Raw genomic sequence first — 14,904 nt, 5'->3', positions numbered from 1 at the left:
ATTTGATTTGTAGAGACCCGGAGGTTGGAGACAGCTTTCGGGTTTTTGCTGTTTGGGTGAGGGTGGCTTGGCGTAGGTGCGATAGGTTTCTTCGTCCTCGGGCCTGTCCCGAGGATTTGCCACGTCGCATCCGCAGAAGCGTGATTAGATCCTTGGGACAAGCCCAAGGATGACGTCAGAGGGTTTGTTATGGTCTCAGTTGTGTTGTCTTATCAGGCCGTCAATGGGCGACAAATTTAATACGCGCGCAACTCGAAACAATATTCTCCCATAGTCAAAATCAAAAAACGCGCCCGGTGCAGTACCGGACGCGGCTCTTTTCATTTTCTGACGTGAGAATCTCAACTATACGTCACACGTCCTACTAAATTAGGCGGCCTGTTTGGGCAGGCTCTTCATGTCGATGACGAAGCGGTAGCGGACGTCGCTCTTGATCATGCGCTCGTAAGCTTCGTTGATCTGATCGATGTTGATCATCTCGATGTCGGCAGTGATGCCCTTTTCGGCGCAGAAATCCAGCATTTCCTGGGTTTCGGGAATGCCGCCGATCATGGAGCCTGCGAAGGTCTTGCGGCCCGGGATGAGGCTGAAGGCGTGAACCGACAGTGGCTTTTCGGGTGCGCCGACCTGTACCAGTGCACCATCACGCTTCAAGAGAGCGAGGTAGGAATCGATGTTGTGGTCTGCTGCCACGGCGTCGATGATGAGGTCGAGGCTGGATGCCGCCTTCTTCATCTGCTCTTCGTCTTTCGAGACGATGACTTCATGCGCGCCTAGACGCTTGGCGTCTTCTGCCTTGCCGGGGGAGGTGGTGATCATGACGACCGTTGCACCCATGGCGCTGGCGATCTTGACTGCCATGTGGCCGAGACCACCGAGACCGACGACGCCGACGCGGGTGCCGGGACCGGCATTCCAGTGACGCAGCGGTGAGTAGGTGGTGATGCCAGCGCAGAGCAGGGGTGCTGCCGCGGCTGGATCGAGGTTTTCGGGGATGCTGAGGACGTAGCGGTCATCAACGACGACATGTGCGGAATAACCGCCCAGTGTGTGTGCATCGCCACCCATGGCCTTGTCAGGCGCGTTGTAGGTGCCGCTCATGCCCTTTTCGCAATAATTCTCAAGGCCTTCCGCGCAGCTTGGGCAATCGCGGCAGCTATCGACGATGCAGCCAACGCCGACGCGGTCGCCTGCCTTGAACTTGGTGACTTCGGCACCGATGCGGCCAACGCGACCAATGATTTCATGGCCGGGAACGCAAGGGTAGAGTGAACCGGCCCATTCGCCACGCGCCGTGTGGATATCGGAGTGGCAGACGCCGCAGAATTCGATTTCGATTTCGACATCACGTGGGCCAGGATCGCGACGCTTGATGGTGGCGAGTTTCAGCGGCGAGGAGCCATCGTCGCAAGCATAGGCGGAAGTTGTGAACATTGAGATGTCACCTATTTTCTGGTTTATCGGATTGGGCAAACGACCGGATCGCGATCCGGGTTTTGAGCCCTGAAGAAACGTCCGTCGATACGGAAGGTTGCCTTCCGGCTGGGTGCCAGCCTTCAGGCCACTTCGTTTTCTGCCGGGCCGAAAACTTCCTCGAAAGCTTCGCGCAGCAGAATATCAACATCTTCCATCATAACCGGCAATCCCAGATCGACAAGGCTGGTGACGCCATATTGCGTGATGCCGCATGGCACGATGCCGGAAAAATGCGTAAGGTCGGGCTCCACATTGATGGAAAGGCCATGGAAGCTCACCCATTTGCGCAGGCGAATGCCAAGGGCTGCAATCTTGTCTTCGCTCATGCCACCATCGGGCAGACGCGGTTTTTCAGGACGACGCACCCAGACGCCGACGCGGTCTTCGCGGCGCTCGCCCCGTACATTCATCTTGTCCAACGTGCGGATGATGACGTCTTCCAGTGCGGCGACATAGGCGCGCACATCCTGCTTCCGGCGTTTGAGGTCCAGCATGACGTAGACCACACGCTGTCCGGGGCCGTGATAGGTGTATTCCCCACCGCGACCGGTGGCAAAGACCGGGAAGCGATTGGGCTCGATCAGGTCGCTGGAATCGGCGCTTGTGCCAGCCGTGTAGAGAGGCGGATGCTCTAAAAGCCAGACAAGTTCATCCGCTTCGCCTGCTGCAATGGCTGCGACCTGCCGCTCCATCTCGGCGACGGCCTCCTCATAGGGCACCAACCCCTCGGAGATTCGCCAGCGCACGGCGGCAAAACCTTCCTGCGGGAACATGTTTGTCTGTATGTCGGTGCGTGTCAGCATGAAAATGTCCTTTCCACAGCCTTCTCGCAGAATGATTTCCAGGCCGCAAGCCCGGCATTTGCGGGCTTCTTTCATATAGGAACGACGGGCCTGATTTTTAATTTCAAAAATCTGTCATGACGCTCTTGTGCACCCAAAGTGCTTTTGGTACATGCACCTTCGTCGGCGCAAGTCGGCTCTACCACGATGCGGTCGTGGCGGAATTGGTAGACGCGCAGCGTTGAGGTCGCTGTGGGGCAACCCGTGGAAGTTCGAGTCTTCTCGACCGCACCAAAGAAACCCGCTTCGGCGGGTTTTTTCTTTTTTACCAATATGTTTTCGGCGTTTGTTAAAGTCCCACGCAGCCGGTTTCCGGTCTGGATATCGCGTGCCAGCGCCTCAGCGCTGGCGACTTCTGGCCGCGGCGGTACGGCGTTTGCTGACCTGTTTTTTGGCAGGGCGGGCTTTGGTAGCTCGGGTGGTTGTCTTGCCGAGAGCTGCTTCGAGGATGCCTCCCAGAATGCCGCCTGCAACCGATGTGCTGGCTTTCGCCCGACGCTTGGTACGCCGTGTTTGCTTGACACCGGTCTTCTTGAGAATTTCGGACATCGCACCTTTGACGACGCCACTAATGAGTTGGTCAACTATTTTTGACAATGGGGCCTCTTATGCTGCTGGCTGCCTATAAAATGTCACCATTTAGAATATAGCTGCGGCGCTCAATGTATCAAGCGATCCTTTCGTGGTTGCCGTTCAAGGATTGCTTCTGATGGCGAAGGTTTCGTCGCGACTCGTCTTTTATTTTCCGGGCTTCGATCCACTGGATGCAGCTGCGCACCACCGCCGCTACCAGCGCAGTGCCGCGCAATCTGCAAAGACCTTCGGCGTGGATTTCGCCGTTGGCGATGTGGTGGCGACGGAGGCGGGGCAGAGGGTCGATATTGCGGCGGTGCATGGTGGTGAAACCACGCAGACCGCGCTTTACATCCACGACCATAACACGCTGATTTCGCAGCTTCGCGCCGCATCGATCTGGAAACAGATTGCGCTGGGTTTCAAGGCGGGGGCGGGAATTATCGCTGAAGGCGGTGCTGTGGCCTATTTTCACCATGCCTGGCGTTTCGGCCTGTTTTTCCTGTTTCCGTTCCTGCTGATTGCAGCGGGAATTGCTGCCGCAGTGCTGATTGCGGCATCGCCCTGGCCGGCGGGTTTCTCGCCACTGTGGTGCCTGATCGGCATTCCTCTCGGCTATCTGTTTTTCATGAAAGGCGTCATGCCGTTTTCGGAGCGCTTCCATACGCTGCATCTGTTCGCGGACTGGCGCTTTGCGCTGGCCGTGGGGCGGGATGAGCCGATGGCACGAGATTGGATCGATACGGTGGCGGCAAAGGTCCTCCTTGCCCTCCAGCAGCCCTCGCAGGAGGTTTTGTTCGTATCCCACAGCATGGGCGCCAGTCTGGCGCTGGCGGTTGCGGGCAGGGTGCTGGAGCAGAAGCCGGACGCCTTCGACGGACGCGCTGTTTCCTTCGTCACGCTGGGTGGCGCGGCACTGCAATGCGCCTTGCTGAAAAGTGCTGCACGGCTGCGCAAGAGCATTGGAATGGTCGCGCAACATGCAGACGTGAACTGGTTCGACATTCAGTGCCTGACCGACCCGATCCATCTCTATAAGTGTCATACGGCAAAGCTGACGGGCCATCCCGATGCCCGACAGCCGAAAATTGTGCCGATCCGCTTCAAGCATTCAATGTCCGAGGAACGCTATGGCAAGAACCGGCGCAATTTTCTGCGCATGCACCGGCAATATGTGCTGGGTTCCGACCGCAAGTCCGGGTTTGATTTTACGCTGATGACGGCGGGTCCGCTGCCTGCGGTGTCGTTCGCGGATTTGCGCTCGGACAAGTCACCGGACATGTTTCGGTAGAGCAATTTAAGTTGCCACTCACTCTCTCAAGGCCGGTATGAGGGAGGTTAACTGGACAATAAAAAAAGGCCTGCGCGCGGGGTTCGCGCAGGCCTTTGATCTTCAACTTGGACGTTGATTATTCTGGTGCTGATGTCTGCAAGGCGAGAGCATGCAGAACGCCGCCCATATTGCCCTTCAAGGCGTCATAGACCATCTGGTGCTGTTGCACGCGGCTTTTGCCCTTGAAGGCTTCGGCCACGACTTCTGCCGCGTAGTGATCGCCGTCACCGGCGAGATCACGGATGGTTACCTTCGCGCCGGGAATTCCAGCTTTGATCATGTCCTCAATGTCGCCAGGCTTCATGGGCATGGTGTTCACTCCTCAATTCTTATTCTGCAGCGGCGAGAAACTCGCCATCCATGAAGTGAGGGAACCATGATTCATAGGCGTTGCGCAATTCATTAATCTCGACGGCGCGCGCGGTACCCAGCTTTACGACAGAGCCGCCGGTCTTGCCGATTACAGTGACGGAAACGCCAGCCGCAGCCGCGCGGGATTTCACCATTTCGAGATCCACTTGGCGAATAGTCAGTACATAACGGCCCTGATCTTCGCCATAGAATGTCGCGACGGGGTTGTGACCTTCGACGGCATCCACAGTGGCACCAATATCCGATGCAATGGCCATTTCAGCGACCGCAAGAGCCAGACCACCGGACGAGCAATCGTGGACGGCAGTCGTCAGACCATCGGTGATGACTGAGCGAACGAAATCGCCGGTCTTCTTTTCGTGGGCCAAATCCACATGCGGGGCAGGGCCATCGGTGCGGCCATGGACATCGCGCATGTAGACGGATTGTGCGATGTGGGTGCCCAAACCTTCGGGTGCGCCGGCCAAAAGAATGATCTCATCGCTGGCTGAAAAGCGGATGCGAGCCATCTTGGCCCAATCGGCCAACAGGCCGACGCCGCCGATGGTAGGCGTCGGTAGGATCGCCTGACCGTTGGTCTCGTTGTAGAGCGAGACGTTGCCGGACACGATCGGGAATTCGAGCGCGAGGCAGGCTTCGCCGATGCCTTTGATGGCATGGACGAGCTGGCTCATGATTTCAGGCTTTTCGGGGTTGCCGAAGTTGAGATTGTCGGTCGCAGCCAGCGGCAATGCGCCTGTTGCCGTGATGTTGCGCCAGCATTCGGCCACGGCCTGCTTGCCGCCTTCGAATGCATCTGCCTCGACATAGCGCGGCGTCACGTCAGACGAGAAGGCAAGCGCCTTGGTGGCGTGGCCTTCGACGCGGACAACACCGGCGTCACCGCCCGGCAGTTGTAGCGAGTTGCCCTGGATGAGCGTATCATACTGCTCGTAAACCCAGCGGCGCGATGAGTTATTGGCGGAACCGACGAGCTTGATTAAAGCATCGGCAATATCGGCGTCCGGCACGTCATTTTCTGCCAACGGTGCAGGCACCTTGGCGGGCGTCCATGGGCGATCATATTCCGGGGCTTCGTCACCGAGTTCCTTGATCGGCAGGTTGGCGACTTCTTCGCCATTGTGCAGAACGCGGAAGCGCAGATCGTCCGTGGTCTTGCCGACGATGGCGAAATCCAGGCCCCATTTGACGAAGATCGCTTTGGCGACCTCTTCCTTGGAAGGTTCCAGAACCATGAGCATGCGCTCCTGGCTTTCCGACAGCATCATTTCGTAGGCGGTCATGCGCTCTTCGCGAACCGGAACCTGATCAAGGTTCAGTTCGATGCCGAGGTCGCCCTTGGCACCCATTTCGACGGCGGAGCAGGTGAGGCCAGCGGCACCCATATCCTGAATGGCAATGACTGCGCCTGTCTTCATCAGTTCAAGGCAGGCTTCCAGCAGGCACTTTTCGGTAAAGGGGTCGCCGACCTGAACGGTGGGGCGCTTTTCCTCGATGGATTCGTCGAATTCGGCAGACGCCATGGTTGCGCCGCCGACGCCATCACGGCCCGTCTTTGCGCCGAGATAAACGACCGGCAGGCCAACGCCCTTGGCTTCCGACAGGAAGATGGCGTCGGATTTTGCGAGGCCCGCTGCAAAGGCGTTGACGAGAATGTTGCCGTTATAGCGCGCGTCGAATTCGACTTCGCCGCCAACCGTGGGAACGCCAAACGAGTTGCCGTAACCGCCAACCCCAGCAACGACGCCAGCCACGAGGTGGCGCGTCTTCGGGTGGTCAGGCGATCCGAAACGCAGGGCGTTCATGGCGGCGATGGGGCGCGCGCCCATTGTGAAGACGTCACGCAGAATGCCGCCGACGCCAGTCGCGGCACCCTGATAGGGCTCGATATAGGACGGGTGGTTGTGGCTTTCCATCTTGAAGACGACGACATCGCCATCATCGATATCGACAACGCCAGCGTTTTCGCCAGGGCCCTGAACGACGCGCGGGCCTGTGGTGGGCAGGGTCTTCAGCCACTTCTTGGAAGATTTGTAGGAGCAGTGCTCGTTCCACATGGCGGAGAAGATGCCAAGCTCGGTAAAGCTCGGCTCGCGTCCGATGAGGTCGAGGATGCGCTGGTATTCATCGGGCTTGAGCCCATGGGATGCAATGAGTTCCGGGGTGATCTGGATATGATTTGGAAGTGTCATAGGTCTCACGGGGTTCGAGCCGGTACGGGAGTTTCCGGTTCTTTACCGCAAGAGACGGGAACGTGCGACAGGAAAATGTCCTGACGCCCCGGCAAAATCAGTCTTCACCCCAGTTTTTGCTGTTAGGCCACGCCCTCATACCCGGCAGAGCCGTTGTCCAGCAGTTGCCGCAGAATGCCGAAAGCGTCTGTCAGTTCTTCGCGGGTTCTGGGTGCGGAAAAACTGATGCGGACGCGGTGGAAGACTTTTTCCGAACGCCCGGCTTTGAACTCATCCTCGTCATCGATGAGAATGCCTTCCTTGATCGCGGCGCTGCGGAAGGTGCCTGATAGCCACGGTTCCGGCAGCTTGAGCCAGAGGAAGGGAATGTCCGGCATCGAATTGAATTCGAAACTGGCAAAGGCTTTGCGGGCGATCTGTTCGCGGGCCTTGATCTCGTCTGTGACGTCTCTGCGGATATCATGCGCATCGCCACTATTGACCATGCGGGCACTCAGCTCCGCCAAGAGGAAGGGCAGGCCGCCGGTCATCATGGCGTGGGATATGCGGATGCGCGTGGCGAAATTCGAGGGGCAGGCTACCCAACCGCCACGGACACCAGCGGAGACAGATTTCGACAGGCCGCCGACGACGAAGGTAAGATCAGGCGCGAATTGTGCAATCATCGGCGGCTGGCTGCTGACCATTGCGCCGTAGAGATTGTCTTCGATGATCCAGACATTGTACCGGTGAGCGATATTGGCAATGGCGCGACGGCGCGCCTCTGGCAGCACGGCGCAGGTCGGGTTCTGGCCTGTCGGCATGAGGAAGACCATCTTCGGATGCTGCTGTGCGCAGATCCGCTCGAAATCTTCGGGGACGATGCCCTGTTCGTCGCTCTCCACCACAGACGCACGGCGACCGGCCAGAATCGCGGCACGGGCAATCTGGGAATAGGTGACGGGCTCGAACACGATCCTGTCGCCCGGCGAGGTCATGGCGGTGATGATGCCCATGATGGCCGCATGCGCGCCCAGCGTGGGGACAATGTTGTCGACCATTGGAGACCAGTCACCCTGGGTCAACCAGCGAACACCGGCCTGTGCCCACTCTGGCGGGAACGCCCTGACATAATCGGCGATCTTTGGAGAGCACTCCTTTACGATATCGGAGATGTGCCGGTCGATTAGCAGGTTCTGGCCGATATCGGGAGCGGCTGTCGTGTTCAGCCGATATTTGTTGGGTGTTTCGGCACTTGGCCGCGTGCCGCCCAAGTCAGAGACCGCATGTTCCGGCTTTGTCGCGGGCCGGGGTGTCTTGCTTGCATTGACATAGGTACCACGTCCGACTTCGCCGCTGACAAGGCCGCGCTCGTGGATCAGCGCGTAGGCGCGGCTGATCGTGCCGATTGTTACCCCCAGATCGAAGGCGAGATTTCGCTGCGGCGGCAGTTTGGTGCCAGGCGGCAGGGTGCCTTCGGATATGGCGGTTTCAATATGGTCGGCAAGTCGTACGTAAATCGGACCGGTGCCTTGCGATAAATCTGGACGCCAATTTGTCATGGTGACAATTTATGCATTGTACTCGTTCTCGAGTCAATTGTATTGATTGTTTCAATTGAATGATTTCTAAAAAAATCCCGAAGGGGTACAATATGCGTAAGCTGGATCAATATCTTTCGACAATAGATACAATGTACCCCGATAGCTATGCGCGGGAGCGTGTTTTCCGCGATGATGGCGAAATGGTCAGCCCTGCGCCTTTTCAGGCCGAGCCGCGCACCGTCTTCGAGCGGCTGTTGGGTGTATTCGGCCAATGGCAGCGTAAGCGTAACACCCGTCTGGCACTGCGTGAACTGACCGCGGAAGAATTGGCGGACATTGGAATTACGCGGCAGGATGCAATGCGCGAGTTTTCCAAGGCACGCCTGTTCTCACTGCCGCGCTCGTTTTAAGGTCGCGTGGATCAGCAGCCCTTGCCGCCATTCGCCCAACGCTTCACGTCCGCTGAGATGCGGGCGGAGTGGGGCTCGTTCATCGCGGGACCGAAGGCGTCCAGCTTGGCCGGGTTGCCTTCCGCATGCACGACGAGCATCGGGCGGGATTCCGGGCTGTTGCGCGGCACCAGCAGAATGCGGGGACGACCGGAGAAGGAGTTAAGCTCAGGCGCTAGGCGATAGGCCTTGAAGGCCGGGTCGCCAGATTTGAACCAGCAGGCATTGGCTCCCAGCGCCACACGTTCCATGACAGGCAAAGCCGCCTGCGAGGACGATGAGGACGACGCAGCTGGTTTTCTTTCGGACTGACAGGCGGCGAGAGACATCGCAATAAGGCCGAGGCCTGCAATGTTGAGTGCGTGACGACGGGGCAGGCGGTTCATCGCTTCAATCCATGACTGGGAGAGATCATAAAGCCGGGTATATCCCGGCTTTATTAACAATTAAGCTGCGATGACGCCCAGAGCGGAGGCGAAGAGGCCGCGACCGTCATTGCCACCATGGGCGGCTTCAATGAGGTTTTCCGGGTGCGGCATCATGCCCAGTACATTGCCCTTGGTGTTGATCACACCGGCGATGTCGTTGAGCGAACCATTGGGATTGGTGCCTTCGGCATAACGGAACACGACCTGACCGTTATCTTCGAGAGCCTTGAGCTGTTCCTGCTCAACGAAGTAGTTGCCATCGTGGTGGGCGACGGGCGAGCGGATGATCTGGCCCTTGTCGTAGGCGCGGGTGAATTCTGTGTCGTTGTTGACGACTTCGAGCTTCACTTCACGGCAGACGAATTTGAGCGATGCATTGCGCATCAGGGCACCCGGTAGCATGCCTGCTTCGACCAGAATCTGGAAGCCGTTGCAGACGCCCAGAACCTTGACGCCCTGTTCCGCCTTCTCACGGATGGCCTGCATGACGGGCATGCGCGCGGCAATGGCGCCGCAACGCAGGTAGTCACCATAGGAAAAGCCACCGGGGATGACGATTAGATCGACATCGGGGATTTCGGTTTCGGTCTGCCAGATGGTGACAGGTGCCTTGCCGGAAATCCGTGTCAAAGCCGCGATCATGTCACGGTCGCGATTGAGGCCCGGAAGCTGGACGACTGCGGATTTCATGGGGCGGCTCCTGAGCGTCAGAGAATAGCGATAGAGTAGTTTTCGATCACCGTGTTGGCGAGCAGCTTTTCGCACATCGCCTTCAGGTCGGCTTCGGCCTTTGCCGCGTCGCCGTTCAGTTCCAGATCGAAGACCTTGCCTTGACGGACCTGGCCGACGCCATCGAAACCGAGGCTGCCGAGGGCGCCTTCGATTGCCTTACCCTGCGGATCGAGAACGCCGTTCTTCAGCGTAACAGTCACCCGTGCCTTGATCACCTGTTGCTCTCCTGAATTTACTTGACCAGAACCGGGCCGGTGCCACGGATCGGTTCATTTTCGTTGATGATGCCGAGACGGCGCGCGACTTCCGAATAGGCTTCCAGAAGCCCACCCATATCGCGGCGAAAACGGTCCTTGTCCATCTTTTCCTGCGTCTCGATGTCCCACAGGCGGCAGCTATCGGGGGAAATCTCGTCGGCCAGAATGATGCGCATCATATCGCCTTCGTAAAGGCGGCCGCATTCGATCTTGAAATCGACCAGCTGAATGCCGACGCCGAGGAAGAGACCCGAGAGGAAGTCGTTGACGCGGATGGCAAGCGCCATGATGTCATCGAGTTCCGCAGGGTTCGCCCAGCCGAAAGCTGTAATGTGCTCTTCCGAGACCATCGGGTCTTCGAGCGCATCGGACTTGTAATAGAATTCGATGATGGAGCGCGGCAGAACCACGCCTTCATCGATACCCAGCCTTTTGGAGAGCGAGCCAGCGGCGACATTGCGCACGACGATCTCAAGCGGGATCATCTCCACTTCCTTGATCAACTGCTCGCGCATGTTGAGGCGGCGGATGAAGTGCGTGGGAATGCCGATCTTGTTGAGGTGCGTGAACAGATATTCCGAAATACGGTTGTTCAGAACGCCCTTACCATCGATGACTTCGTGCTTTTTCTTGTTGAAGGCGGTTGCGTCGTCCTTGAAGAACTGGATGAGAGTTCCTGGCTCTGGACCTTCATAAAGGATCTTGGCCTTGCCTTCGTAAATACGGCGGCGACGGTTCATATCAGCAAATCTCTTGGTTGGCGCCGGTGGGCGGCGTTTGTTTCGTGTCTTGAGGCGGTCCCATAACGGAAAAGAAGCAATTCCACAATGAGGCACGGAGCGTTCGCTTCAATTGTGGCCTTTGCGTGTGTCTTCTGCGAGAGCCGTCCTGCGTGATTACGCTTTTTCAACAGTTTTATTTTACAACAGAAACGTCCCAGCGAAGAGGACGAAAATAATAATCTAATAAAAACCGGGGTGAAATTATGTTTGCATTGAAAGAACGTGGTAAAGCACTCGAAAATATTTATTTCAACGAAGAGTATGTGACGTTTCGTCTTCACGCCATGCGCAACAAGCTGGTCGGTCTTTGGGCAGCGGCGTTGATGAAGAAGGAAGACGCAACCGCCTATGCTAGCGAACTGGCGGGCTGTGCGGCTGATAGCAACGAAGACGAAGCCGTTTTTCTGAAGTTGCATGCCGACTTTGAGCAGGCTGCCGTGACCGTGGCCGATGATGAAATTCATGACCGCATGCGCGACTTGCTAAACTCTGCCGCCCAAAGCCTGCGTGAGGGAATGGCGGAAACCCAGGCGAAAGCCGCAGCCTGACCATCAAAGTTTCAGTCAGCCGCCATCTACTCTTCTGCAGGCAGATTGGCGGCTTTTCTGCGCGTTTTGGGTGGCATGTGCGTTGCTGCCGATCGCCAACCCTCGGCGGCAACGAAAGCCGGAACCTGATCCCGTGGGATCGGGCGGCACAGGGCATAACCCTGAAGCGAATCGCAGCCCATCTCCTGCAAGATGCGGATATGCTCTGCCGTCTCCACACCTTCCGCCACGACCTTGATGCCCAGCGAGTGGCCGATATCGATGATGGAACTGAGCAGCTTGCGCTGTTCTGCCGACTCAGGTGTCAGGCGCACCAGTTCCCGGTCCACCTTCAGTGTGCTGGGGCTGACTTTCAAAAGGCTGATGATCGAGGCGTGGCCGGTGCCGAAGTCGTCGATTTCGATATCGATGCCCAGCGCGCGCAACTTCTGCATATTGGAAATAGCGATGTCGTTGCTGTCATCGAGGAAGATGGATTCCAGTAGCTCGAATGAGAGCGTTCCAGGTTCGATATCCAGCCGGTCCAGTGTGTCCGTTAGCGCAGGATCGTGCAGACGTCGGGCCGAAACGTTGACTGAGACAGTCGGAATGGCCATGCCTGCCGCTTTCCACAGCTTGAAATCGGCCAATGCCTTTTCGAGAATGATGCCATCGATGGTCGCCACGGCGTCGAGGTCTTCGGCCACGGCCAGAAACTTATCCGGTGTCAGAATGCCCTCGATCGGGTGGTTCCAGCGGGCCAGCGTTTCCACGCCGGAAATATCAAGCGTCTTGGCGTCGAATTGGAACTGGTAGTAGGGCACGAATTCGTCCCGCTCCAGCGCCGTCAGAATTTCGTCCGAGACGCGCTTGGTGTTGATCAGCCAATCCTGCGTGTCGGCGGAGAAGAATTCATAGCGGTTACGACCACGTTTCTTGGCGTTGTAGAGCGCGATATCGGCGTTGAGCAGAACCTGCTTGTAATCGATGTCATCGCCGATGCCGCAGGCAATGCCGATGCTGGCGCCAAACCGGCATTCATGCCCTTCATGCAGAACCGGCTTCCGCAACTCCTTGATCAGGCCGTCGGCCATCGCCGCCACTCTTCGGGTGTTGCCGTTGAAGGGCGATACAAAGACGAACTCATCGCCTCCGATGCGTGCCGCGAACTCGTCCGCTTTCAGGTTTTTGCGCAAGAGATCGGCGACATGCTGCAGCATGACATCGCCGGTGCGGTGCCCCAATGTGTCGTTGATCTGCTTGAAACGGTCGAGATCGATGTGGAGGATGGCAATGCCGCGTTTGTTCTCGGCTGTTCCCGGCACGCGGCGCTCCAGCACGTCGTCCAGATAACGACGGTTTGGCAGGTCGGTCAGATAGTCATGCATCGCGTTGTGCTCGATGCTCGCTCTCGCAGCTTCAAGCTCGAGATTGCGGGCTTCCGCCAGTGTCTTGGCGCGCTCCAGCTCGTGGCGAAGCTGCACGTCTGCCGTCACATCCCAGTTGACGCCGATCATCTTCTTGCGGCCATCGATATCGAAGAAAGGAAGCGAACGGGCGCGAATGTAGCGCAAGGAGCCATCCGGCAGAATGATGCGGTAGTCTTCGGAGAAGGGCTGAAGTTCTTCGATTTTGTTCGAAACGTTTTTACCGACCCGCTTCAGATCGTCTGGGTGAACGCGCGATTCCCACAGGCCGCCGATCTTGACGGGCGTGATGGGATCGACCTGGTACATTTCGTACATGCGCTCGTCCCAGATGGTTTCTCCCTCGTCGAAATCGACTTCGAACACGCCGACCTGCGAGGCTTCGAGCGCGACTTTCAGATGGCGCGAGATGCGCTCCATGAGGTGTTCGGTGGCTTTTCGATCGGATACATCCGTATCGGTGCCGACGATCCGTACCGGCCTGCCGTATTCATCGCGCTCTATGCAGGCCCCGCGACACTCGATCCAGACCCAGTGGCCATCCTTGTGCCGCTCCCGGTACTGGAAGGCGGTATAGGCGGGATCGCCAGCATTCTGCCGTTCTATGCAATGCAGCGTGTGTTCCCGGTCATCCGGGTGCAGCAAATCCACCCATTTGTTGTAATCGGTTTCGACCGACTCGTGTGGTGCCAGACCACGAATGGCCTTCCAGGTATCCGAACCGTACATCGCACCGGTGACGAGGTTTTGGTCCCAGACGCCGGACACGGAGCTGACGAGCGCGCTGTTCCAGCGGCTTTCGCGAAAAGCGATTTCTTTTTCCCGGTGTCGCTGCTCGGTGATATCGGTGAATTGAGCCAGCGTTCTAGCACGCGCGCCGGTGCCGACCGCGCTTAAAGACAGGACCGCGTAACGATCCGCAGTGCCGGTGCCGTGCAACCGGGCTTCCAGCGCCGCCGAAGAAACCTCCGGCAGGGTTGCCAGCGCCTCTGTAATGCCCGCGTGGTCATCGGTGTGGATGAAGTCCAGCAGATGGCCTGGGGTGTCGCAGGAGGCGGCCATATTGAAATTGGCCGGAACGAAGACGATATCGCCACTGGCCCGAAGATGGAGGACGGGAACGGGCAGAGCTTCAAGAATATCTTTCAGCAACAGATCTTGGTTCACGCGATCCTGCCATATGTTCAATCGATTAAAATAGCGCACGGGCGTACGCTCTCAATTCGCACCCTATTCTCGCAGACTTAAGTCGCAGTTAAAAGGGACGTGCAAAAAAATGTGCTTCGCAAGTTAGGGTCGTGAAATATTTGAAATAACTAATGAAATTACTTGGTGAATCCGGCAGGTGGTTTCAGCTTGCTGATAAACTGCGCAAACACCATCGTACCCTCCGGCCACGGACCATGACCGGACTCGGTGTTGATATGGCCGGACATGCCCGCATCGATCAATGTCGAGCCCCAGGCATTGGCGATATCGCCCGCATGCTCATAGGTGCCGAAGGGGTCGTTCTGGCTGGCGATGGTGATGGTCGGGAAGGGGAGTGGTTCGCGGGGATAGGGCCCGAATGTCATGAGATGTTTCGGGCGAATATCCGGGTTTGCCACATCCGGTGGGGCAACGAACATCGCACCGGCGATCTTGTCCTTGATCTGCGGCAGCGCGTGCATAACGGTCGGCACACCGAGGGAGTGCGCGACCAGCACGACCGGCTTGGTGCAGGCATTCACTTCCTCGATCAGCTTCGCCACCCAGTCATCCTTGACCGGCTTTGTCCACTCCGCCTGCTCGACACGACGAGCCGTGGACAGCTTTTCCTGCCAGCGGCTTTGCCAGTGTTCAGGGCCGGAATTGGTATAACCGGGAACGATGAGGATATCTGCTTCAGATGCTTTCATGCCGCATATCTCGGTGTGATTGTGGGTGGAATCAAGGTGGCGGTTTGTGTAGTGACGGTAAATCCTCTCTCCGTCATCCTCGGGCTTGTCCCG

General features: G+C 57.7%; 15 protein-coding genes and 1 tRNA gene. 4 read left to right on the top strand and 12 right to left on the bottom strand.

The window, feature by feature from the left end; all coding sequences use genetic code 11:
- Window positions 1–369 precede the first annotated feature (369 nt).
- Both HRR99_RS08655 and lipB read right to left on the bottom strand, forming a co-directional pair.
- Window positions 370–1,434: an NAD(P)-dependent alcohol dehydrogenase gene (locus HRR99_RS08655; protein WP_233121190.1), complete on the bottom strand. Its 1,065-nt coding sequence runs from the start codon at window positions 1,432–1,434 to the stop codon at window positions 370–372.
- A 122-nt stretch (window positions 1,435–1,556) separates the two neighbouring features.
- Complete coding sequence (lipB, locus tag HRR99_RS08650; RefSeq protein WP_233121188.1) at window positions 1,557–2,279, bottom strand: lipoyl(octanoyl) transferase LipB; 723 nt, start codon at window positions 2,277–2,279, stop codon at window positions 1,557–1,559.
- 188 nt (window positions 2,280–2,467) lie between these two features.
- Here lipB and HRR99_RS08645 point away from each other — a divergent pair.
- Window positions 2,468–2,552, top strand: a tRNA-Leu gene (locus tag HRR99_RS08645).
- Between the two features lie 105 nt (window positions 2,553–2,657).
- Here HRR99_RS08645 and HRR99_RS08640 read toward each other — a convergent pair.
- Window positions 2,658–2,915, bottom strand: coding sequence for a hypothetical protein (locus tag HRR99_RS08640; protein WP_233121186.1), 258 nt, complete (start codon window positions 2,913–2,915; stop codon window positions 2,658–2,660).
- A gap of 112 nt (window positions 2,916–3,027) precedes the next feature.
- On the opposite strand from HRR99_RS08640, the gene HRR99_RS08635 reads away from it, so the two are divergent.
- Window positions 3,028–4,182 (top strand): hypothetical protein, encoded by a 1,155-nt coding sequence (locus tag HRR99_RS08635; protein WP_233121184.1) that lies wholly within the window; start codon window positions 3,028–3,030, stop codon window positions 4,180–4,182.
- A 118-nt stretch (window positions 4,183–4,300) separates the two neighbouring features.
- Here HRR99_RS08635 and HRR99_RS08630 read toward each other — a convergent pair whose 3' ends face one another.
- The 3 genes from HRR99_RS08630 to HRR99_RS08620 all read right to left on the bottom strand — a co-directional run bounded on the left by HRR99_RS08630 (window position 4,301) and on the right by HRR99_RS08620 (window position 8,329).
- Window positions 4,301–4,534: a BolA family protein gene (locus HRR99_RS08630; RefSeq protein ID WP_062449602.1), complete on the bottom strand. Its 234-nt coding sequence runs from the start codon at window positions 4,532–4,534 to the stop codon at window positions 4,301–4,303.
- A 19-nt stretch (window positions 4,535–4,553) separates the two neighbouring features.
- Window positions 4,554–6,788, bottom strand: a complete 2,235-nt coding sequence (gene purL / locus HRR99_RS08625) for a phosphoribosylformylglycinamidine synthase subunit PurL (RefSeq protein ID WP_233121183.1) — start codon at window positions 6,786–6,788, stop codon at window positions 4,554–4,556.
- A 122-nt stretch (window positions 6,789–6,910) separates the two neighbouring features.
- The gene (locus HRR99_RS08620) at window positions 6,911–8,329 is read right to left on the bottom strand and encodes an aminotransferase-like domain-containing protein (RefSeq protein WP_233121181.1); all 1,419 of its coding nucleotides are present in this window, start codon (window positions 8,327–8,329) and stop codon (window positions 6,911–6,913) included.
- A 92-nt stretch (window positions 8,330–8,421) separates the two neighbouring features.
- Between HRR99_RS08620 and HRR99_RS08615 the strand changes: the two genes are divergently transcribed.
- Window positions 8,422–8,721, top strand: coding sequence for a DUF1127 domain-containing protein (locus HRR99_RS08615; RefSeq protein ID WP_233121179.1), 300 nt, complete (start codon window positions 8,422–8,424; stop codon window positions 8,719–8,721).
- Between the two features lie 11 nt (window positions 8,722–8,732).
- Here HRR99_RS08615 and HRR99_RS08610 read toward each other — a convergent pair whose 3' ends face one another.
- The 4 genes from HRR99_RS08610 to purC form a co-directional block, all read right to left on the bottom strand.
- Entirely contained in the window at window positions 8,733–9,089 is a 357-nt protein-coding gene (locus tag HRR99_RS08610; RefSeq protein WP_233123463.1) for a hypothetical protein, read from the bottom strand.
- 117 nt (window positions 9,090–9,206) lie between these two features.
- Entirely contained in the window at window positions 9,207–9,878 is a 672-nt protein-coding gene (purQ, locus tag HRR99_RS08605; protein ID WP_233121178.1) for a phosphoribosylformylglycinamidine synthase subunit PurQ, read from the bottom strand.
- 17 nt (window positions 9,879–9,895) lie between these two features.
- Window positions 9,896–10,135 carry a phosphoribosylformylglycinamidine synthase subunit PurS gene (gene purS, locus HRR99_RS08600; protein WP_112499738.1) on the bottom strand — a complete coding sequence of 80 codons (240 nt, stop codon included), beginning with the start codon at window positions 10,133–10,135 and terminating at the stop codon, window positions 9,896–9,898.
- A gap of 17 nt (window positions 10,136–10,152) precedes the next feature.
- Entirely contained in the window at window positions 10,153–10,917 is a 765-nt protein-coding gene (gene purC, locus HRR99_RS08595) for a phosphoribosylaminoimidazolesuccinocarboxamide synthase (protein WP_045230303.1), read from the bottom strand.
- A gap of 245 nt (window positions 10,918–11,162) precedes the next feature.
- On the opposite strand from purC, the gene HRR99_RS08590 reads away from it, so the two are divergent.
- Window positions 11,163–11,507 (top strand): ATPase inhibitor subunit zeta, encoded by a 345-nt coding sequence (locus tag HRR99_RS08590; protein WP_233121176.1) that lies wholly within the window; start codon window positions 11,163–11,165, stop codon window positions 11,505–11,507.
- Window positions 11,508–11,533: 26 nt separating this feature from the next.
- On the opposite strand, the gene HRR99_RS08585 is transcribed toward HRR99_RS08590, so the two are convergent.
- Together HRR99_RS08585 and HRR99_RS08580 are read right to left on the bottom strand one after the other, a co-directional pair.
- Window positions 11,534–14,080 carry a sensor domain-containing protein gene (locus HRR99_RS08585; protein WP_233121174.1) on the bottom strand — a complete coding sequence of 849 codons (2,547 nt, stop codon included), beginning with the start codon at window positions 14,078–14,080 and terminating at the stop codon, window positions 11,534–11,536.
- Window positions 14,081–14,238: 158 nt separating this feature from the next.
- Window positions 14,239–14,811: an RBBP9/YdeN family alpha/beta hydrolase gene (locus HRR99_RS08580; protein WP_111838157.1), complete on the bottom strand. Its 573-nt coding sequence runs from the start codon at window positions 14,809–14,811 to the stop codon at window positions 14,239–14,241.
- Between the last annotated feature and the right edge of the window lie 93 nt (window positions 14,812–14,904).

The sequence above is a fragment of the Agrobacterium vaccinii genome (genome assembly GCF_021310995.1).
Lineage (GTDB): Bacteria > Pseudomonadota > Alphaproteobacteria > Rhizobiales > Rhizobiaceae > Agrobacterium > Agrobacterium vaccinii.
This window is presented reverse-complemented; position numbering and strand designations above follow the sequence as displayed.

What these genes read in the sequence shown, in the direction of transcription:
- HRR99_RS08635 (WP_233121184.1), top strand. Translation starts at nt 3,028, where the DNA reads ATGGCGAAGGTTTCGTCGCGACTCGTCTTTTATTTTCCGGGCTTCGAT.
- HRR99_RS08655 (WP_233121190.1), bottom strand. Translation starts at nt 1,434, where the DNA reads ATGTTCACAACTTCCGCCTATGCTTGCGACGATGGCTCCTCGCCGCTG.
- HRR99_RS08610 (WP_233123463.1), bottom strand. Translation starts at nt 9,089, where the DNA reads ATGTCTCTCGCCGCCTGTCAGTCCGAAAGAAAACCAGCTGCGTCGTCC.
- HRR99_RS08615 (WP_233121179.1), top strand. Translation starts at nt 8,422, where the DNA reads ATGCGTAAGCTGGATCAATATCTTTCGACAATAGATACAATGTACCCC.
- purC (WP_045230303.1), bottom strand. Translation starts at nt 10,917, where the DNA reads ATGAACCGTCGCCGCCGTATTTACGAAGGCAAGGCCAAGATCCTTTAT.
- HRR99_RS08590 (WP_233121176.1), top strand. Translation starts at nt 11,163, where the DNA reads ATGTTTGCATTGAAAGAACGTGGTAAAGCACTCGAAAATATTTATTTC.
- HRR99_RS08620 (WP_233121181.1), bottom strand. Translation starts at nt 8,329, where the DNA reads ATGACAAATTGGCGTCCAGATTTATCGCAAGGCACCGGTCCGATTTAC.
- HRR99_RS08630 (WP_062449602.1), bottom strand. Translation starts at nt 4,534, where the DNA reads ATGCCCATGAAGCCTGGCGACATTGAGGACATGATCAAAGCTGGAATT.
- purL (WP_233121183.1), bottom strand. Translation starts at nt 6,788, where the DNA reads ATGACACTTCCAAATCATATCCAGATCACCCCGGAACTCATTGCATCC.
- purQ (WP_233121178.1), bottom strand. Translation starts at nt 9,878, where the DNA reads ATGAAATCCGCAGTCGTCCAGCTTCCGGGCCTCAATCGCGACCGTGAC.
- lipB (WP_233121188.1), bottom strand. Translation starts at nt 2,279, where the DNA reads ATGCTGACACGCACCGACATACAGACAAACATGTTCCCGCAGGAAGGT.
- HRR99_RS08580 (WP_111838157.1), bottom strand. Translation starts at nt 14,811, where the DNA reads ATGAAAGCATCTGAAGCAGATATCCTCATCGTTCCCGGTTATACCAAT.